Below are 19006 nucleotides of genomic sequence, written 5' to 3' on the forward strand. Positions count from 1 at the left end.
GGTGCTCGCGCGTGTAACGGCGAGCGTTGTCGATGGCGAGCGCACCCCGTGAGGCGATCTGCTTCATGAGATCCGCCTCGTCCTGGGTGAAGGGGCCGGATCGGCCGCAGCGCCAGGCCGATATGGCGCCGAGCGTGAGCCCGCGGGCATGCAACGGTGCCACCATCACCGAATGGGTGTCCTTCGGGACGAGATACTCGACCAGCCGCGGGTCGCCGACCATGGCGATGAAGTCGTCAAGGCCGAAGACGACTGGCTCGCCGTGTCGGAAGCTGCGCAAAAGGGGGTGGTCGGGAAGGGGCGGGATGGACTCGCCGCGCTTGATGCCGGCCGGCCACACCGCGGCGGCCGGCGCAAGGGCCGCGTTGCCCATGTCTCCACCGCCCAAATGCTTCGAGGGTTCGTCCCCCTCGAAAACGGAGTACGCAAGGTCGACTGCGGCGAGATCCCCGAACGCAGGTGCGAGAACGTCCGCAAGGTCCTGTGCGGTGCGCACGACGTCCAGGGAGTTTCCGACTCGCTCGGCCACCTCGCGGGCGAGATCCAGATGACGGCGGGCCCGCATCTGGTCCGCGTTGTCGAAGTACAGGGCTGCGACCCCTGTGGGGCGTCCTCGGGCGTCCTCCAGACGGAAGGCGGACAGCGACAGCGCGCGCTGCCGCGCCGAACCGTTCCGACAGCTCACGTGCTGGTCTCTGCGGACTACGGGGGCACCCGTCTCGATCACCTGGCGCAGTAGTGCCTCGAGGTTCTCGGCGTCCTTGGCTTCCAGCACGTCGCTCAGCCGAGCGCCGGGCTGTACTGGACCGCCGTCGAGGGTGTCCGGCGCGGCGTTCGTCTGCACAGTGGTGAGATCCGTGTCGTACACAGCGATGGTGATCCGGTTCTGTGCGGACAGTGCACGCAGGAGCGCCGCGCCCTGTTCGTGGCCGGCGACGTGGTGGGTAGGGGCAGCCAGGACGAGGACCTCCGCCGAGCCGGAGCCTCCCACCTTGGTGGTCCGGAAGGTGACATCGATGGTGTCGCCGCACTGGTGCCACAGCCGTACCCGGCCGGACGCCGGAATCTCCGCGTCGCGCAGGCCGTCCGGGAGGTCGGCCACCAGTTCCCGCACGGGGCGCCCACAGACCTCCTCGGCGCGGAACCCCGTCAGCTCCTCTGCTGCTACGGTCCACCGCATCACCGAGCCCCGATTGTCGAGCACGGCGGCTGCCGGACCGTCGAAGGCGTGCGACCTGCCGCTGGGACAGGAACCGGAGACGTCCGTCGATCCTTGGGAGGCGCCTGCCGAGTGGGCGTTCTTGACATTCTCTATGTCCATCTGTGGCTTCCTTTGCGAGAGCCTGCGGCTCGAGAGATCGGCATGCTGTGGCGGCCGTCGGCCGCCCGTCACACCGCAAGGGCTTTGGAGGGCAGGTCTTGTTCGGCCCAGACGACCTTGCCGTCCGTCGCGGAGCGGGAGCCCCACCTGCGGGACAACTGAGCGACGAGGAAAAGACCGCGGCCGTTCTCGTCGATGAGGTGGGGCTGACGGGGGCGTGGGTGGCCGGTGTTGCTGTCGGAGACTTCGCACGTCAAGACCTGGTGCTGGATGAGCCGTAGGCGGACCGGCCCGCCGCCGTAGCGGATGGCGTTGGTGACCAGTTCACTGACGACCAGCTCCACGGTGGTCCCCAGAGGCTCAAGTCCCCATTCGCCGAGCTGACGGGCGGCTGCCTGCCGGGCGATGCGGACAGCGGCCGGATCGTTCGGCAGTTCCCAGGAGGCGACCTGAGCCGGTTCGAGTCCGCGAGTCCGCGCAAGGAGCAAGGTGACGTCGTCGGCCGGGGCCTGAGTCGGCAAGGTCTCGATCACGTGAGAGCACAGGTCTTCCAGGGACGAACCGGACTCTGCCAGGGCGGAGCCCAGGCGATCCAGGCCCACGTCGATGTCGTCGTCGCGGGACTCGACCAGACCGTCGGTGTAGAGCGCGAGCAGAGTTCCCTCGGGCAGTTCCAGTTCCACGGACTCGAAGGGGACCAGACCGAGGCCGAGGCCGAGCGGGGCCCCGGCGGGCATGTCGGGGAAAGTGATCTGGCCCTGCGGGTCGATGATCGCGGGCGGCGGGTGCCCGGCCCGCGCCATCGTGCACCGCCGGGTGACCGGGTCGTAGACGGCATACAGACAGGTGGCGCCCACCGCCGCGGGGAGCTGGTCCGGAGCGTCGGCATCTTCCTCGCTCAGCCGCCTGACCGTGTCATCGAGGTGCGCCAGCAGTTCGTGGGGAGGCAATTCCATGTCCGCGAGCGTGCGGACGGCGGTGCGCATCCGGCCCATCGTCGCCGCGGCGTTGATGCCGTGTCCGACCACGTCTCCGACGACGAGGGCCACCCGGGCGCCAGACAGCTTGATCACGTCGAACCAGTCGCCCCCCACGCCGTGGTCCATGTCAGCCGGCACATAGCGCGAGGCCACATCGAGGGCGGCGCCGCCTCCCAGATGGTGGGGGAGCAGGTCGCGTTGGAGCGTCAGGGCCGCGGTGCGTTGGCGAGCGTACTGGAGAGCGTTGTCCAGGCTGAGCGCGGCCCGGGTGACGAGCTCCTCGGCCAGGAGGAGGTCGTCCTCCTGGAACGGCGTCGGCTCCTCGGAGCGGCCGAACACCGCCAGTCCCAGCACACAGCGCCGCGCACGGACGGGTACGACCATCAAAGAGTGGACGCCGCTGTCACGGAGCTTCTGCGTCCGCACAGGGTCGTGACTGACCCAGGGACCTGAATAGGTGTCCAGCACCGATTCCAGGTAAGACCTGCCCGTGAGCAGGGCGGTGGCGAACAGGGAGGTCGGGAAGGGGCGGATCATCTCTTGGCGCACCCACGGCAACTTGAGGATATCCGGGTCGATGGAGGCCACACCGGCACGGCGCAGCACAGGTGGGCGGCCGTTCGCCTTGCCGGTCCCCGCCGAGGGATCCACGCCGAACGGAACCGACTCCATCAGGTCGACGACTGCGTGGTCGGCCAGCAGGGGCACGGCGAGGTCGGCCAGTTCCTGCCCGGTCCGCATGACGTCGAGGGTGCTGCCGATGCGCGTGCTGGCTTCGCTGAGGATGGCAAGGCGCTCGCGCGCCCGCCGGTTGCCGGTGACGTCCACGCTCATCGAGCACACCGCCAGTGCCGTGCCGTCCGCGTCCAGGAGGCAGAAGAACGAGGCCGAGTACGCGTGCTCCCGGCGCCGGTCCGTCGACGTCCACGCCCGGTACTCGTGGACCATGGTGGTGCCACTCTCCAGTACCTGCCGCATCACCACCTCGAGCGCTTCGGCCTCGACGGCGGGCAGTGAGTCCCGCAGGCGGCGTCCGAACCGGCTCTCAGGAGGAGTGCCGTCGTGGCGCTCCATGACGTCGTTGACCCAGGCACAGCGCAGCTGCGGGTCATGGACGGCGATGCCGACCGGTGCGTGGGCCAGGAGCGACTCCCGCACGGCTCCGTTGGACACCCCCGAGGACAGGGTGCCTGTGTCGGTCACGGACACCAGCCACCGGGTGCCGGCGTCCTGCCCCCACAGCAGCGAGATCCGCAAGGTCATTCTGATGGGGTGGCCGTCGCGGTGGCGGACCGTCACGGTGCCGGACCAGCCATCCTGGACACGGCACTGCTCGGCGAACGCGGAAGCGCTCGGGGCGTTTTCGGCGGGCGGCAGCACTTGTGCGGCGGACCGGCCCACCACTTCCCCGGCCGAGTACCCGACAAGCTGCTCGGCGGCGTGCGTCCACCCCACCACGGTCCCCTCCGCATCGAGCATCGCTATTGCGGCATCGGGTATCTCTCGGGGGCTCACCGGCTCGGCGAGTGGCGTGTGATCGGTGATCGTCATCCGGGTCTTCCCATCGGTGCGGAGGTGTGCGACAGCGTCGGCACGTGCGGCGTAGGCCCGATGGACGACTTTGTCCACTTCTGATGAAATAGTCAGATACGATCGCTTTATCGTCAAGTCTCGCAAAACTGATCAAATCATCAGATATGGCCGTACGCTGTCACATTTCACATCCGCGAAGTCGGTACTGGTGGGCCGGGGTGGGTAGTTGAGGCGGGCAGTGCAATGATGAATTCATCAGAACTGCTGCTCTTATTTATGGAGCGTGCCGATGTCAGCCCCACGCAGGAACCGATTCGAACGCCGTCGTGCCGAGACCCGCCGGGCACTCGTCCGCGCCGCGCGGCAGATCCTGGCCGAATCCGGCGGCACCAGCGCCAGCATCCATGCCATCGCGGAGTGCGCGGACGTGGGCCTCGGCTTCTGCAACCGCTTCACGGGCAAGCCGGACCTGTTCGACGCGGCCGTGGCCGATGCACCGGAGGAGTACGCCCGAGCCGTCGACGAACGCCTGCGCGGCGTCGACGATCCCGCCGAGCGCCTCGCCGGGGGCGTTCGGCTCAGCGCGCGCACGGCCGAGTCATACCCGGAGATCATCCAGATCCTGTGCCACAGCGAGCTCGGTCCGACATGCGCCGGCGACGGACCGGCTCCGCGCGCGAGCGCGACGTGGAGCAGGGCATGGCCGCAGGCCGGTTCACCGTGTTCGACCCGCTGATCGCCCTGACCGTGCTGAACGGCAGCCTGCTGGCGCTCCTGGAGCTGTGGTGCAACCAGCCCGAGGCCGGCAGCGACCAGGTCGCAGGCACGATGGCCGCGATGATCCTGCACATGCTCGGCCTCTCCCCGGACGAGGCCCGTGACCTCGCCCGGCGGCCCCTTCCCGCCGCAGCGTGAAGAGGATCCTGTCGCGCACCGGCCGCATGGCGCCGACTGCCCACCGGTCCCACGGCCTGCGTAATGGACTGGGGTGGCTGGTTTCGCCTGCTGCCGCCGCCCCGCAGCCTCAGAGTTGGATGGGTAGGTGGCGGGGTCCTCGGAGCATGGCGTTCTCACGGTAGGGGGGCGGGTCCTGGAGCAGGCGTGCCGTGCCGAGGTGGGGGAGCAGTGCGCCCAGGGCGGCCTGGGCTTCGATGCGGGCGAGGGGTGCGCCGAAGCAGACGTGGATGCCGCTGCCGAAGCCGAAGTGCTCGTTGTCCGGGCGGGTGGGGTCGAACCGGTCGGGATCGTGGAACCGCCTGGGGTCGCGGTTGCCCGAGGCCAGTACCAGAACGACGGGGGTACCTTGGGCGATCGGCGTACCGGCGACGTCGACGTCGGCGAGCGGGAGGCGCTCACGTATGTGGACCGGAGGTTCGTAGCGCAGCAGTTCCTCCACCGCTCGCGGCAGCAGGTCGGGGTCACTGCGCAACTGGTCCAGGTGCTCGGGTTCGCGCAGCAGGGTGAGCACCCCGTTGGTGATCAGGTTGACCGTGGTCTCGTGTCCCGCGATGAGGAGGAGCACGGCGGTTTCCGCGAGTTCCTCCTGGGTGAGCCGCAGGGCCGGGTCCTGCTCGTTGACGAAGGCGGAGAGCATGTCGTCGCTCGGCTTGCCACGGCGCTGTTCGGCGAGGTTGACCAGGTACCCGCCCATCTCGACGCGCGCCTGGTCGCCCGCCTTGTCCGTCTCGGTGGTGTCCTCTTCGGGCCTCACGTCGGCTGCTGCGACGAGAGCGTCGGACCAGGCCCGGAACAGCGGCTCGTCCTCGCGCGGTACGCCGAGCAGGCGGCAGATCACCGTGACGGGCAGCGGGTAGGCGAAATCGTCGACGACGTCGATCTGCCGGCCTGCCTCGAAGGACTCCATCAGCTCCTTGGTGATCCGGTCGATCTCACCGCGCATGGCATCGACCCGGCCCGGGCTGTGCGGCGGGCCGAAGGGCCGCATGGCGAGGGTGCGCAGCCTGTGGTGCTCCGGATCGTCGAGCCGCAGGAACGGCGGCTTGTGTGTCACTTCGCCACGGCTGCGGGGGTCGACACTCATCCGCGGGTCGTGGAGCAGAGCGGCGATCTCGTGGTAGGTGCCGACCAGATAGCTGCCGTCTGCCTGCCGCACCACGGGACCGGCCTCGCGGAGTTCCGCGTACAGCGGGTAGGGGTTGGGGCGACTGGCGTAGTCGGTGATCCGTGCCAGCAAGGTCTCGGAGGCCATCGTGGCTCCTCGTGGTTGGGCGGGACGTCAGCCGGTGGGCTGCACCAGCGTCAGCCGTCGATCGGGCAGGTAACCGGTGAGCGCGACGGTGGGGCCGTGCGACAGCCCGCTCGGGTCGGGCACGTCGGACGGAATCGTGACGTCGGCCGCGATCGCACGGTCCGCCGCGCCGGGTGGGGGCGGGAACGGAGCGGCCGTCTCGATCAGGTGCTTGTAGTAGTCGAGCGACTTGGCCATGTCGACGGTGACGGCGGCGGTGACCCGTCCCTGGTAGCCGTAGACCATCGCCAGACGGCGCGCCTCCAGAGAGCCCTGGGCGATGACCACGTGGTCGGAGTAGGTGGGCACGCCCACCGACTTGATGTTGAGCCCGAACTGGGTCGACCAGAACGTCGGGACGGCGAGGTGCGGGCGCCGCAGGGGCCCTGGACTGACCATGTTGTGTGCCGCCACCTCGGCCTGTTCGACCGCGTTGCCCCAGTGCTCCAGCGAGAGCATCTGGTACCCGAACAGAGGGTGCGGGAACCGGGAGACGTCGCCGGCCACGAAGACGTCGTCGGTGACGATCCCGTACATGTTGAAGGCCCGGCATCCGGCGTCGCAGGCGATCCCGCGCGGGCCCGCCGCCAGCCCGGACTCCGCCAGCCATTCGACGTTGCGTACCGCGCCCAGCGCCACGACGCAGACATCGGCGTCGACGCGGCTGCCGTCGGACAGCTCCGCACCGGTGAAGCCACCGTTCCCGCGGAGGGCGGTGACCGTCACCCCGGTGCGCAGGTCTACGCCGTGGTTGCGCTGCATGACGGCCGCGAGCTGCGACAGGGTGCCACCGAGCGCGCCCACCAGGGGCGCGGGGCCGCGTTCGGCGACCGTGACCTCCAGTCCCCGTTCCCGGCAGGCCGAGGCGATCTCCGAGCCCGTGAAGCCGCCGCCGATCACCAGCACGCGCTCCGGCCCGGCGGCCAGCCGCCGGGCCAGACCCCCGGCGTCCTCGCGGGTGCGCAGGGTGAACACCCCGTCCAGGGCGGCTTCCTCCGGGTTGGGCCAGGGCCGCGCGCGGGTCCCGGTGGCGATCAGCAGCCGGTCGTACGGCAGGGACTCGCCGTCCTCCAGCAGCACCTGTTTCGCTAGGGGGTCCACGCCGGTGGCGCGCACGCCCAGCCGCCAATCGGCGTCCGGGTCCTGGCGCATCGGCAGCCCGGTGCTGTCCGCCGTCGCCTGGCCGAGCAGCACCTGCTTGGACAGCGGCGGCCGGTCGTAGGGCGGGTGGGGCTCGTCCCCGACCACGGTCAGTGAGCCGGTGAAGCCCTCCTTGCGCAGCGCCTCCGCGGCCCTGAGCCCCGCCAGCGACGCGCCGACGATGACGATACGGCCGTCCTTGAGGTCACCGGGCACCGGTGCTCACCTCCTCACCGAGAAGGATGGCCTGGACCGGGCATGCCGCTGCGGCCTGGCGCACGCGCTCGACCTGGTCGTCGGGGACGGCCGTGGCGTACAGCAACCCCTCCTCGCCGTGCAGCTCGAACACCTCCGGTGCGAGGAACACACACTGCGCGTAGCCCTGGCAGCGCGTGAGATCCACAACGGTCTGCATCCTCACCACTCCCTCCGTTGTCTCCCCCCTCGCTTCCAGCATGGGGTCGGACCCGGGCGCCCGCATGCCACGGCTCCGGAGACGAAAGTCCCGGGCAGCTCGTCCCTCAGGCGCGAGGCTCAGCCCAGGGCGTGGTCGAGTCCGGACACGGCCGATGAGCGAATGGTGGGCGAACGCCCGGGAATTGCCGCCCAGTTGTTCCTCGGTGTGGTTGATCTCCTCGGCGCGGAGCACGGGATGGTCGATATCGGTGAGCATCTTCTCGCAGGCCAGGCGGAGTTCGCCCAGGTGGCCGATGCGGTCTCGGCGAGAACGTCGAGCTGTTGATGCCGCTGTCGGCCGTGCGGGCCATGTTCGCCGCCTCGACAGTTCCATACATCGTATGGTAATTCTGGGAGGGTACTTCCATACGCCGTATGGAAGAGTCTGCTCGGGCCACACCAGGCGCCACACGTCGCCTGCATGCAGCCGATGGAGCGGATCGCACCAATCGGGAAGGAAAGATCATGAAGAAGCTCACGAGGCGCGTTGCCGTCACCGCTCTCTCCGTGGCGGTCGCGAGTGCCGCTGTTCTTGGCGCCGGGGGGACCGCTTCGGCCGCGACTTCCGCATCCGCGCCCGTCCAGCGTCCGGCCGTCAGTGTCAACGCCGGCGACTACCGCTGGGACCACGGTGTCGGCTACCTGGTCGAACTGGGCTACTCCTGGGACGAGATCCGTGGCTGGTATCACGACGGCCAGGTTGAGATCAGCGTTCGCTGACCGCCGCCCGGCCGGGAGCGAAAGTCGATGGAGTCTTTGAAGACCGTCATGCAGGGGGTGGCCGTGCAGCTTGTCATCTCGCGCACCTACTCGCTGCCCATGTGCATGAGCCTGCGGTACGAGCCCGCTGATCCCTATGTCGTCCGTGCCGTCTTTTTTCACCGACACCGACAAGCCGGCCGAATGGGTTCTGGGGCGTGATCTTCTGGCCGATGGCCTGACCGGTTCCGCAGGCTGTGGGGGCATCCGGGTCTGGCCCGCCGTCGGCCGTGGTGACCGAGTGATGTACATCGTCCTCGGGTCTCCCGCGGGGACCGCCTTGCTCGAGGTTCCCGTGCGGGACGTCAGGACCTTCCTCGAGAACACGGAGGCGCTGGTGCCACGGGGTACCGAGTCCGGGCACATCGACTGGGAGCTCGAACTGGCGAACGTGTTCGCGAAAGGCTGAGGGAAGCCTCCCAACCGCCGTGCCGCTGGGGATCTTTGTCCCGGCGGCGGAAGAGAAGGAAAGAGTATTCATGTCCCAGTACCAGCTTCGTGTCTACACACTGCGCAGCCCTGAGGCGCTCGTCGCCTACGAGAACATCTGGGCCAAGCACATTCCCGGTATGGCCAAGCACAGGATCGCCACACATGGCGTCTGGACGGCGCCTGCGGCCCCCGGGAGTGAGGCGCCCCAGCTGTACGCCCTCGTTTCCTACCGGGACGCCGACGACGTTCAGGAGCGGCTGGGGGCGTACCTGTCCAGCCTCGAATTCCGCGCGGACATGGAGGGCTTCGACATCAGCCAGATCGTCGGCGTCGCCGAGTCCGTGCTGACGCCCACCGCCGACTCGCCCTTGCGGTGACGGGTACCGAGCCCGCTCGAAGTCTGCGGCGACCTTCTCGGTCGTGTCAGAACGCCGCGCAACTCGGCCAAGGCGCTCGCCGGACGGTAACGGGCATGGACGAGATCGGCGAGGTAGGGGGAGTTGCGGAAGACCGGTTGAGTGCGTGTCAGCACGGGCGGCCGACGCCCAGTGACATGGAAGCCCAGCCGGCCGGGGACTGAACCCGTACCGGCAACACCGTGCGCCAGGCTTCGGCTGCTGCCGCGTCCGCCGGCTGGGCCGGCCAAAGCCATGCGAATGTCGCGGTCCGGAGTGCGAGCGAGCCGCACGGCGGCGTCCAGGCCCTGGCCACCGCCAGACGCTGGGGTTCCCGCGACGGTACGAGACCAGGGACGATGCACACCATCCAGGCGAGGAATCAGCGGCAAGAGTGAGCACGAGGTGGCTTTAGGGCGGGCTGTCGCCCGGAGAGCGTGCGGGTGGATCCGCCGACGGTGTACATCATCAGGTCGGCCCCGGATCGGCCGCCCGCCCAGCCGCAGCACACCGCGCATCTGCGGTGGCCGCATGGAGGGGGCCTTCCCGGAAGTGATGGGTGCCCCCTCATGTGCCGCGGCCTGAGCCCGCCCGGCCACGGGCCGCTGGCGACCTCCAGGGACAGGAACCGCGGCCCGTCCCGCCCGTTCGGGTGCCGTACACAGGTCCGCCGGGTGTCGTACATAGGTCCGCAGGAGTGATCGCCGCCACGGGCGGTGAGTCCCCCTCACGGACCTACTGGTTGATAACATACATTGTATGGAAAGAGCGAAGCGTGCCCCTAGAGGTACTCGGAAGAGGGATGTGCCTCTGACCGAGGCAGGGATCTGCACCTCCGCCCTGCGGCTCATCGACGCGGACGGGGTCGAGGCGCTCACGATGCGCAAACTCGCCGCCGCGCTGGACGCGAACCCGATGTCGCTGTACCACCACGTGCCGAACAAGGAAGCAGTGCTGCGTGGCGTGGCGAGAATGGTCGGCGCCCGGTTCCGCACCGTGACACTGAAGGACGCTCCCTGGCAGGAGCGCATGCGCCTACTTGCCACGGATTTCCGGACGTTGGCGCACCGCCATCCCAACCTCATGGCCTACTCGTTCAGCCAGCCGGACTTCATCCAGCCCGAAGATCCCTTCTGGGTCGCGCTCACCGCCGTACTGGACGCCGCAGGGGTGCCGCAGTCGGAGATCCCGCAGCTCGCCGCGCTCGTGTGTGCCGTCGTCATAGGCGTGATGATCGCCGAGCTCAACGGCGCGCTCCACCGCTGGTCGAACCTCCAGCCCACCACACCCGCCCCCGGCGAGGGCGGGCCGATGAACGAGGGCTTTGGCGAGGACCGGATGTTCCGCCTGGTGCTGGACACGATCATCAGCGGCCTGGAAAGCGAGCTCGCAGCCGATCACGCCGGTGGGCGCGACGGCCGGCCCCCGCAGAACTCCCGGCGCGCCTCCGGACGCATCCCCCGTCAGCTTCGCCCACCGGCCGCACACCGCGAAGGAGAGCCCCCGGGGAATCCCGTCTCGGACATGGCGGCCGGTTTCGACCCGAAAGAGCAGTGAGGGTCAAAAGAGCAGTGGGGGTCAAAAGCCCGGACATGCTGTTTCTGTTCAGGGGTAAGGGAGTTCAGCGAATTCTTGCGAGGACTCCCGGGCGTTTACGCCCGGGAGGAATCGCATCCCCGTGGCTGCGGCGCGGAGCGCCGCAGCATCACTGTGTCTGTTCGGCCGGGGAGCGGCCGGATGCCTTCTCCGGCGGAGCCGGGTGGTGCGAACGCATGGCCGGTCGGTTCGCTCAATGCGATGAACGGACTCGAACGTGTGGTGGTGACTCGCACGGGTGCCTACGATCGGTGTTCGCGGAGCCGGTCGTGCAGGTCAAGCTGGAGCCGACACCGCAGCAGGCGGCCCTTCGCTGTCGCGGCGGACCCAGGCCGGCCCGGCGGGGACGCCGCCGGACCGCGTACCGCCCCACCGGAGCCGTTTCGCTTCCGTCACACCCTCTCGCGGGCTCGTGCGACATGGCTCTCCACTCCGGCGACCGCGGCGTCCAGCGTGGAGTTGAACATGGTGTCGATCACGTCCTTGGAGGGCGGGGGCGCATCTTCCTCGTCGGGGCCCGACGGTGCCGGTGGCAGAGCGGCCCACCGCTGCAGTGCCCCGTTCAGTTCGCTGAGCAGCAAACCTGTGAACACACCGACCAGGGTCGCGGCGACGCGCGGAATCTCCTTCTCGGGCAGTTTCGCGGTGGCCAGGATGTCGATCAGTGCCTGCCAGAAGGGGTCCTCCGGCTGCACGTAGTCGGGGCGTGTGAAGGAATACCCCATCAGTTTCGGGTGAAGGTGCGACAGTTCGCGGAAGTCCCGGGCAAGTTCACGCAGTCGGTCCTGCCAGGGGATGTCTCCCCGCTCCTCCGCGCTGAACTGCGAACCGACCCGGTGGGCCACGCCGCGCAGCACGGCGTCCTTGTTCGGCACGTGGTGGTACAGCGACATCGGGTTCGCATCGAGCGCGGTCGCGAGTTTGCGCATGGTGAGCGCCTCGACCCCGTCGGCGTCGATGAGCTGCAACGCCATGGCGTAGATGCCGTCCTTGGAGAGTGGTACGTCCCTCTTTCTCGTGCCCCGAGGGGGCTTCCAGTCAGTCGCCATACGGCGTATGGTACCAGCCTTCGCCGGCGTGGAGGGCAGTGGCACCCTTTTCAGCCCCTCGTTCCTCCGGCTTCGTGGACAGGCCCGGACTGGTTGGCCGGTTGGTGGGCGACGAGGTTGCCGAGGCGCGCCTTGAACAGGAAAAGGGCTCGACTGGAAGCTGCGCTCGAGGAGTGCAGCATGACGCTTTGGCGGCGGCCTCAGCGCACTGCCGCCTGATGCGTGCAGGCATGGAACCAGGTAAGGCGTGTCGGCCGTCCCCCTTCCCTGGTGTGCTCGCCTGCGGCAGCAGATCGCAGGTGTGCCCTGCCAAGAAGACCCTGGCGCACCCGCCTTGCCCGTTCTCATGGACTGACGCCGTACCGATCGAGCGCGGCATGGAGGCGTAAAGGCCGCCGCGAGGCGGCACGCGCGCCTGCTTCTCCGGCGCTGCCGTCAGCCGCCAACGCGCATGGGTGCAGACCCGACCGCCGTGATGCGTACCGGCAGGCAAGGGGATTGGCTGCTCACCGGGATGTCGCCGCGGCCGCCGTCGCGGGCCGTAGATGTCCTCCTCGGGTCGCACCCACCAGGGGAAGTCCGGTCAAGCCGCGGGCTGGCGACGACCGGCCTCGCCCCTCGCCTCCTCCAGTCGGGAGTGCGTTCGCGAGCGCCTGGTCTTGATGCGACCTCGTTGCGCGGGCGACGCCGTCCCTGATGCCCCGGACATCCCTGTTTCTCGCCCCCAGGTCTGCCGATTGAGTTTCCATACGTCGTATGGTACCACTGTAGGCATACAGCGTATGGAAACCGGGTGCTGCCGTACCGGCGCTCCGCCACACCGAATGGCACCCTTGCCCGCCTTTCCCCTTGAAGGAGCCAGCCATGACCACACAGCCCGAGACCGACCTGCGGCCCATCCGGTCTCCGCGAGGGGTCCCGCTCTTCGGCCACACGCCGCAGATCCCCAGCACCAACCCGGTGGAGTACTTCGGCAAGCTGTCCAAGCAGTTCCCCGAGGGGCTCTACGGAATGGAGATCGCCGGCATCGAGCAGGTCTTCGTCTGGGACCCGGACCTGGTGGCCGAGGTCTGCGACGAGACGCGGTTCTTCAAGCAGATCGACAAGACGCCGCTGGCCCATGTCCGGGACTACGCGGGAGCCGGCCTGTTCACGGCCCACCAGCACGAAGAGGAATGGGGCATGGCGCACCGAGTCCTCCTCCCGGCCTTCAGCCAGCGGGCGATGAAGGGCTACTTCGGGCAGATGCTGGAGATCGCCCAGAACCTGGTGGGCAAGTGGGAGCGTAAGGAGGGCCGGCCGGTCAACATCACCGACGACTACACCCGGCTGACCCTGGACACCATCGCCCTCTCGGGCTTCGGTTACCGGTTCGACTCCTTCGCCAAGGAAGATCTGCACCCCTTCCTCAACGCGCTGCTGCAGGCGCTGGTGGAGTCGCTGCGGCGCTCGCAGGAGCTGCCGATGATGACCAAGATGCGCAAGGCGGATGACAAGAAGTACCGCCAGAACATCCTGCTGATGCGGGACCTGGTCGAGAGTGTGATCAAGGAGCGCCGTGAGGGGAAGGGCACGGGTGAGGACGACCTGCTGGGCCTGATGCTGGAGGCCACGGACCCGGAGACCGGCAAGGGGCTGGACGACGACAACGTCCGTGACCAGGTGGTGACGTTCCTGATTGCTGGTCACGAGACCACCAGTGGTCTGCTCTCGTTCGCCACGTACTCGCTGATGCGCAACCCGCACATCCTGGCCCAGGCCTACGCCGAGGTGGACCGGCTGCTGCCGGGGGACACGGTCCCGGACTACGACACGATCATGCAGATGGACGTGATCCCGCGGATCCTGGAGGAGACCCTGCGCCTGTGGGCTCCCATCCCGATGATCGGCAAGTCCCCGCTGGAGGACACCGTCATCGGCGGCTGCTACGGGCTGAAGAAGGGAGCGCGGGTCAACATCCTTGAGGGTCCGCTGCACACCCACCCCAAGGCGTGGGAGCGGCCGGAGGAGTTCGACATCAACCGGTGGCTGCCGGAGAACCGGGTCAACCACCACCCGCACGCCTACAAGCCGTTCGGCAACGGCGTTCGTGCCTGCATCGGCCGGCAGTTCGCGCTCACCGAGGCCCGTCTGGCCCTCGCGCTGGTCCTGCAGAAGTTCAAGTTCGCCGACACCGACGACTACAAGATGGACGTCAAGGAGGCGCTGACGCGCAAGCCCGGCGGCTTCGAACTGAACGTGCGGGCCCGTCAGGAGCACGAGCGGACCGTGTTCGGCGCAGTGGACCTGCAGACCGACGACACGCGGGCGCAGGCCGCGGTCAGTGGTGTCGGGGTGAACCTGACCGTCGCCTACGGCTCCAGCCTTGGCTCGTGCGAGGACCTGGCGCGCACCATCGCCGACCGCGGTGAGCGCTCCGGATTCGGCACCACCTTGGTCGGCCTGGACGAGCTGGGTGACAACCTGCCCACCGAGGGCCTGCTTGTCGTCGTGGCCTCCAGCTACAACGGCAAGGCCCCGGACAACGCGCAGCGTTTCGACGACCTGCTCGCCACCGGACTCCCGGAGGGCTCGCTGTCCAACGTGCGGTTCGCGCTGCTGGGTGCCGGCAACACCCAGTGGGTGGCCACCTACCAGGGCTTCCCCAAGCGGATCGAGGCAGGCCTGCTGGCCGCCGGCGCCACCCGCGTCATCGAGCGCGGCATCGCGGACGCCGCCGGTGACTTCGACGGCATGGCCACCCGCTGGATGGACACCCTGTGGACCACCCTGGCCGAGGAGTACGCCGCCGACACCTCCGAAACCACCGGGCCGCGCTTCGAGGTGCAGCTGCTGACCGAGGCCGAGGTGCGTCCCGCGATCGTCTCCGAGCAGGCCTACCCCCTCACCGTGGTCGCCAACGAGGAGCTGGTCAGCGACGCGACCGGGCTGTGGGACTTCAGCATCGAGCCGCCGCGCCCGGCCGCGAAGTCCATCACCATCGAACTCCCCGACGATGTCACCTATGACACCGGCAACCACCTGGCCGTCTTCGCCAAGAACGAGCCCGCGCTGGTCAACCGCGCCCTCGCGCGGCTCGGCGTCGACCGCGACCAGGTCCTGCGCCTGGACCAGCCCGCCGGCGGCCGCACGCACCTCCCGGTGGGCACTCCCGTCACCGCGGGCCTGCTGTTCACCGAGTTCGTCGAGCTGCAGGACGTGGCCACGCGATCTCAGGTACAGACGCTGGCCGGGCACACCGAGTGCCCGTGGACCCGGCCGCAGCTGGAGGCCTACACGGCCGACACCCCCGAGGCCGAGGAGCGCTACCAGACCGAGGTCCTGGGCAAGCGCGTCTCCGTGCTCGACCTGCTGGAGCGCTTCCCCGCGGTCGAACTGCCGCTGGCGGTCATCCTGGACATGATGGGCCCGATCCGCCCCCGCTTCTACTCCATCTCCTCCTCGCCGCTGGCCAATCCCCGGCACGTGCGGCTGACCGTCGGTCTGCTGGAAGGCCCGGCCCTGTCCGGCGACGGCCGGTACCGCGGCACCTGCTCCTCCTACATCTCAGGCCTCGAGCCCGGTGACGTTTTCTACGGCTACGTGCGCGTGCCCTCCCCGACCTTCGCGCCGCCGGCCGACCTCGCCACGCCGCTGCTCCTCATCGGTCCCGGCACCGGCATCGCGCCGCTGCGCGGCTTCCTGGAGGAGCGTGCCCACCAGCACGCGAACGGCACCCAGGTGGGCCTGTCCCAGGTCTTCGTCGGCTGCCGCCACCCGGAGCACGACTACTTCTACCGGCAGGAGATGCAGGACTGGGAGCAGGCCGGGATCGCCCAGGTGCACACCGCCTTCTCCGCGGTGACCGGACACCCGGCCCGGTTCGTCCAGGACGCAATCGCAGGCGCCGCCGACACCGTGTGGCAGGCCATCCAGGACGGCGCGTACCTGTACGTCTGCGGTGACGGCCGCCGCATGGCACCCGCCGTGCGCGAGGCGCTCGCCGCCATCTACCGCAAGTACACCGGCAGCGACGACGAGGCCGCCCAGCAGTGGCTCGCCCGCCTGGAAGCGGACGAGCGCTACCAGCAGGACGTCTTCGCCTGACCCTCAGACGCCGGGAGGGGTGCGGTCGTCCTGACGCCCGCACCCCTCCCGGCCACCACCCACCCACGAGGCACCACACGGCACCCGTCGGCCCGAACCGCCGGGAGTGCCGCTCACAGAAAGCAGAGCACCATGGACACCATGCTCGCCGGACGCTTCCACCTGGACAGCAAGAAGTTCGCCGTGGAGGAGGTCCCTGTCCCCGTGCCCGGCCCGGGCGAAGTCCTCATCGAGGTCAAGGCCGCCGGCGTCTGCCTCTCCGACGTCCACCTGATCGACGGTTCCCTCGTCCCGCTGTTCGCCACCTCCGACACGGTCACCGTCGGGCATGAGGTCTCCGGTGTGATCCACACCCTCGGCCCCGACCTCAAGCGCGGCTTGACCGCCGGCACCCGCGTCACCCTGGAGGCCGGCAAGACGTGCGGCCAGTGCGCCGGCTGCGTGCGCCGCCGCCCCTGCACCCAGATGCTCACCGCCGGCATCGACTACGACGGCGGCTGGGCCCAGTACACCCTCGCCCGCGAGGACACCCTCATCCCCATCCCCGACAACCTCCCCTTCGACCAGGCCGCGATCATCCCCGACGCGGTCTCCACCCCCTACGCCGCCGTCGTCACCACCGCCGGAGTACGCCCCGCCCAGTCCGTCGGCGTCTGGGGCGTGGGCGGAGTCGGCGCACACAACGTACGCCTCGCCCGCCTGGCCGGCGCCGCACCGATCATCGCCGTCGACCCGCTGCCCAGCGCCCGGGAACGGGCCCTGGCCTTCGGCGCGGACTTCGCCCTCGATCCGGCTGCCCCCGACTTCCCCGACCAGGTCCGCGCGGCCACCGCTGGACGAGGCCTCGACTTCGCCTTCGACTGCGCCGGCGTGCCGGCGGTCCGCGAGCAGGCCGCCGCCGCACTCGGCCTGGGCGGAGTCCTCATCCTGGTCGGCATCAGCCCCAGGCCCCTCACCATCACCGAGGGTCTGACCTTCAACTACCTGGGCAAGCAGGTGCGTGGCCACTACGGCGGCAGCCCCGAGTCCGTCACCGAGCTGGTCCGGCTGGCCGAGGTCGGCCGTCTCGACCTGGCCCCCTCCATCACCGACCACATTCCGCTCGCAGAGGCCGCCGACGCGGTCAACCGGCTGGAGAACAAGATCGGCGACCCGATCCGCCTCATCCTCGTTCCCTGATAACTGAACAGAAAGTTCATCAAGACCACCTCGGGCAGGGGTGAGTGGGCGCCGGTGCTTGAGGGAGCACCGGCGCCCACGGATGCGGACGGGCCGGGGTGGTGCCGTGAGGGCCGGCCGGTGACCAGGGCGCGAGCCGGTGGTGATCCGTCCGGATACCTGTGGAGCTGCTGCGGCAAAACCGACGATTCCGCGTAGATCGCTTCCAGGCAGGCCGTCTCGGGGCAACCGTCCAACGCCGACCGCTGGGCGACCCGGCGGACCACGAGTGTGCCCTTCGAGGGAGGGTCTTCTCCGGAAGACGTGTCGAGGAGGTCGACGGTGACGGCGTCGGCGAATCGCTCGGTGGCCAGGTCCGCCAACTCCTGGGCGGTATGGGCGATGTCCGGGGTCGTTCCGACGCGTGCGCTCGCCTCGTTCTCCACCGACAGCCGCCACTGCACCCGGCGATCCCGCTCCTCCTGGAAGGCCAGGACGCCCGTCTCCGATCTGCGGTCCATGTACTCGATCGACAGTGCGATCAGCTTGCGTGCCGCCGCGTTGATCGACTCGGCATCGCTGGTGAGCCGGGGCAGCTTCGAGCAGCCGGTCGAGGACACGGCCGTGCGCGAGGGGGAAGGCGCGCAGCATCGCTGTGACCGGCTTTCCGCGCTGAGCCAGCCGACGCGCGCGCTCTGCGTCGGAGGCCGGCTGATCGATCCGCCTTGGCCCGATGCCGTGCTCGATGCCGAAAAGTAGAGCGATGACGTGCTCGGCGACGTTCTCCCTCGTCATCTGTGCGATGTCGGGTTCGTCCCACAGTTCGGGGACCTCGCGCCGCAGGCATTGCTCTACGTCGTGGATCAGCTCGTCCGCTCGCGGGCTGAGTTCATGTGCGGCACGGGACAGGAGACTGTCCGCGATGAAGTCCACGCTGAAGACGTCACGCCGCGCTGGTGGACTGCGAAGCCTCAGCCGGCCGCATCTGGTTGCACGGTGTCCGGGAAGAGCCCGCTCTCACGGGCTGGTCGTGGTCGCGGGCAAGGGCCCACGCGGCCACCGGCGGACGGGGTGAGGCTCACGGCCTTTCGGTGTCCACGGGCCCCTGGCGCAGTCGGTGCGCGGGTCAACGGACGTCGGGCAGCGGCCGCCGTGTCACCTCGTGGGCGTCGTCCGGCGGGACGCCCAGCATGCGCAGGACCATCTCTGCCAGGTCCGAGGCGGCCTCGTCTCCGTCGAGGTCGGGGCGGGCCAGCCGCAGCGCCACGAGGGACATCAGGGTGCCGCCCAAGGCGGAGAGGGCGGTGGTCGCGTTGCGGCAGGTGAAGCGGCCCGAGGCGATGCCGTTCTCCAGGTCGCGCAGGGCTCGCGGGGCGAGTCCGCGCTCGGAGTGGATGTAGGCCAGACCGCGGTCCCGCAGGATCCGCATGAGTTCAGGGTGGGAGTCGGCCATGCGGGCGGTGAGCCGGAAGCCCGCGGCGACGAGCTCGGCCGGGTCGTCGATTCCTTGTACGCGCTCGTCTATGACCTGCCCGAACTCGTCCAGGGCGTCTGTCACCGCGGCGTCGAACAGCTCCGTCTTGGACTCGAAGTGGTTGTAGAAGGAGCCGAAACCGACGTCCGCGCGCTCGGCGATGGCCTGGATGCTGGCGCTGGTGTCCCCGGTCTCCGCGAGGATCTGCCGGGCCGCACGGACGAGCGCCTGACGGGTCTCGGCGCGGCGCCGCTCGAAGCGGTTCTTGGGCGGGGCTGACGTCGGCATACGGCGAGTGTAACAACCGACGCGATGAGTCTGCCATTACTGATGAGATTATCAATTATTTGGGTCCACCCTATTGACGATGAGTAACGGC

15 protein-coding genes and 1 pseudogene are annotated in these 19006 nt (G+C 69.1%); 9 read left to right on the forward strand and 7 right to left on the reverse strand.

Annotation, left to right across the window (positions count from 1 at the left end; genetic code table 11):
- Both ABZ656_RS08480 and ABZ656_RS08485 read right to left on the reverse strand, forming a co-directional pair.
- A partial coding sequence (locus tag ABZ656_RS08480) for a PAS domain-containing protein (RefSeq protein WP_360265805.1) occupies nucleotides 1–1321 on the reverse strand: 1321 nt, incomplete at its 3' end.
- 68 nt (nucleotides 1322–1389) lie between these two features.
- Nucleotides 1390–3852: a SpoIIE family protein phosphatase gene (locus tag ABZ656_RS08485; RefSeq protein WP_360265808.1), complete on the reverse strand. Its 2463-nt coding sequence runs from the start codon at nucleotides 3850–3852 to the stop codon at nucleotides 1390–1392.
- Between the two features lie 265 nt (nucleotides 3853–4117).
- Here ABZ656_RS08485 and ABZ656_RS08490 point away from each other — a divergent pair.
- A pseudogene (locus ABZ656_RS08490) lies at nucleotides 4118–4749 on the forward strand (TetR/AcrR family transcriptional regulator).
- Nucleotides 4750–4858: 109 nt separating this feature from the next.
- Here ABZ656_RS08490 and ABZ656_RS08495 read toward each other — a convergent pair.
- The 3 genes from ABZ656_RS08495 to ABZ656_RS08505 are packed head-to-tail and all read right to left on the reverse strand — an operon-like array spanning nucleotide 4859 to nucleotide 7637.
- On the reverse strand, nucleotides 4859–6043 hold the full coding sequence (locus ABZ656_RS08495; RefSeq protein WP_101406747.1) for a cytochrome P450: 1185 nt from the start codon (nucleotides 6041–6043) through the stop codon (nucleotides 4859–4861).
- A gap of 27 nt (nucleotides 6044–6070) precedes the next feature.
- The gene (locus ABZ656_RS08500) at nucleotides 6071–7438 is read right to left on the reverse strand and encodes an FAD-dependent oxidoreductase (RefSeq protein WP_360265811.1); all 1368 of its coding nucleotides are present in this window, start codon (nucleotides 7436–7438) and stop codon (nucleotides 6071–6073) included.
- Nucleotides 7428–7637 carry a ferredoxin gene (locus tag ABZ656_RS08505; protein ID WP_101408347.1) on the reverse strand — a complete coding sequence of 70 codons (210 nt, stop codon included), beginning with the start codon at nucleotides 7635–7637 and terminating at the stop codon, nucleotides 7428–7430. The genes ABZ656_RS08500 and ABZ656_RS08505 overlap by 11 nt, the downstream gene beginning before the upstream one ends.
- 162 nt (nucleotides 7638–7799) lie before the next feature.
- Here ABZ656_RS08505 and ABZ656_RS08510 point away from each other — a divergent pair, with 162 nt between their 5' ends.
- From ABZ656_RS08510 to ABZ656_RS08530, 5 genes are all read left to right on the forward strand, one after another.
- Nucleotides 7800–7964: a hypothetical protein gene (locus ABZ656_RS08510; protein WP_180362646.1), complete on the forward strand. Its 165-nt coding sequence runs from the start codon at nucleotides 7800–7802 to the stop codon at nucleotides 7962–7964.
- Between the two features lie 179 nt (nucleotides 7965–8143).
- The gene (locus ABZ656_RS08515; RefSeq protein WP_101406745.1) at nucleotides 8144–8398 is read left to right on the forward strand and encodes a hypothetical protein; all 255 of its coding nucleotides are present in this window, start codon (nucleotides 8144–8146) and stop codon (nucleotides 8396–8398) included.
- A gap of 145 nt (nucleotides 8399–8543) precedes the next feature.
- Complete coding sequence (locus tag ABZ656_RS08520) at nucleotides 8544–8846, forward strand: SsgA family sporulation/cell division regulator (RefSeq protein WP_360265816.1); 303 nt, start codon at nucleotides 8544–8546, stop codon at nucleotides 8844–8846.
- A 70-nt stretch (nucleotides 8847–8916) separates the two neighbouring features.
- Nucleotides 8917–9246: an NIPSNAP family protein gene (locus ABZ656_RS08525; RefSeq protein WP_360265819.1), complete on the forward strand. Its 330-nt coding sequence runs from the start codon at nucleotides 8917–8919 to the stop codon at nucleotides 9244–9246.
- Nucleotides 9247–10068: 822 nt separating this feature from the next.
- Nucleotides 10069–10821 carry a TetR family transcriptional regulator gene (locus ABZ656_RS08530; protein WP_360265822.1) on the forward strand — a complete coding sequence of 251 codons (753 nt, stop codon included), beginning with the start codon at nucleotides 10069–10071 and terminating at the stop codon, nucleotides 10819–10821.
- Nucleotides 10822–11252: 431 nt separating this feature from the next.
- Here the strand turns inward: ABZ656_RS08530 and ABZ656_RS08535 are convergent, their stop codons facing one another.
- Complete coding sequence (locus tag ABZ656_RS08535; RefSeq protein WP_101406741.1) at nucleotides 11253–11909, reverse strand: TetR/AcrR family transcriptional regulator; 657 nt, start codon at nucleotides 11907–11909, stop codon at nucleotides 11253–11255.
- 864 nt (nucleotides 11910–12773) lie between these two features.
- On the opposite strand from ABZ656_RS08535, the gene ABZ656_RS08540 reads away from it, so the two are divergent.
- The 3 genes from ABZ656_RS08540 (at nucleotide 12774) to ABZ656_RS08550 (ending at nucleotide 17912) form a co-directional block, all read left to right on the forward strand.
- On the forward strand, nucleotides 12774–15995 hold the full coding sequence (locus tag ABZ656_RS08540; protein ID WP_360265825.1) for a cytochrome P450: 3222 nt from the start codon (nucleotides 12774–12776) through the stop codon (nucleotides 15993–15995).
- A gap of 132 nt (nucleotides 15996–16127) precedes the next feature.
- Nucleotides 16128–17174: a zinc-binding dehydrogenase gene (locus tag ABZ656_RS08545; RefSeq protein WP_101406739.1), complete on the forward strand. Its 1047-nt coding sequence runs from the start codon at nucleotides 16128–16130 to the stop codon at nucleotides 17172–17174.
- Between the two features lie 321 nt (nucleotides 17175–17495).
- On the forward strand, nucleotides 17496–17912 hold the full coding sequence (locus ABZ656_RS08550; RefSeq protein ID WP_101406738.1) for a hypothetical protein: 417 nt from the start codon (nucleotides 17496–17498) through the stop codon (nucleotides 17910–17912).
- 367 nt (nucleotides 17913–18279) lie between these two features.
- On the opposite strand, the gene ABZ656_RS08555 is transcribed toward ABZ656_RS08550, so the two are convergent.
- Nucleotides 18280–18915, reverse strand: a complete 636-nt coding sequence (locus tag ABZ656_RS08555) for a TetR/AcrR family transcriptional regulator (protein WP_101406737.1) — start codon at nucleotides 18913–18915, stop codon at nucleotides 18280–18282.
- Nucleotides 18916–19006: the final 91 nt, after the last annotated feature.

Source organism: Streptomyces sp. NPDC007095 (genome assembly GCF_040634475.1).
Taxonomy (GTDB): Bacteria; Actinomycetota; Actinomycetes; order Streptomycetales; family Streptomycetaceae; genus Streptomyces.

Excerpts from the sequence above, each read along its gene's own strand:
- ABZ656_RS08485 (WP_360265808.1), bottom strand. The coding sequence starts at position 3,852 with ATGACGATCACCGATCACACGCCACTCGCCGAGCCGGTGAGCCCCCGA.
- ABZ656_RS08495 (WP_101406747.1), bottom strand. The coding sequence starts at position 6,043 with ATGGCCTCCGAGACCTTGCTGGCACGGATCACCGACTACGCCAGTCGC.
- ABZ656_RS08505 (WP_101408347.1), bottom strand. The coding sequence starts at position 7,637 with ATGCAGACCGTTGTGGATCTCACGCGCTGCCAGGGCTACGCGCAGTGT.
- ABZ656_RS08510 (WP_180362646.1), top strand. The coding sequence starts at position 7,800 with ATGGTGGGCGAACGCCCGGGAATTGCCGCCCAGTTGTTCCTCGGTGTG.
- ABZ656_RS08515 (WP_101406745.1), top strand. The coding sequence starts at position 8,144 with ATGAAGAAGCTCACGAGGCGCGTTGCCGTCACCGCTCTCTCCGTGGCG.
- ABZ656_RS08525 (WP_360265819.1), top strand. The coding sequence starts at position 8,917 with ATGTCCCAGTACCAGCTTCGTGTCTACACACTGCGCAGCCCTGAGGCG.
- ABZ656_RS08535 (WP_101406741.1), bottom strand. The coding sequence starts at position 11,909 with ATGGCGACTGACTGGAAGCCCCCTCGGGGCACGAGAAAGAGGGACGTA.
- ABZ656_RS08540 (WP_360265825.1), top strand. The coding sequence starts at position 12,774 with ATGACCACACAGCCCGAGACCGACCTGCGGCCCATCCGGTCTCCGCGA.
- ABZ656_RS08545 (WP_101406739.1), top strand. The coding sequence starts at position 16,128 with ATGGACACCATGCTCGCCGGACGCTTCCACCTGGACAGCAAGAAGTTC.
- ABZ656_RS08555 (WP_101406737.1), bottom strand. The coding sequence starts at position 18,915 with ATGCCGACGTCAGCCCCGCCCAAGAACCGCTTCGAGCGGCGCCGCGCC.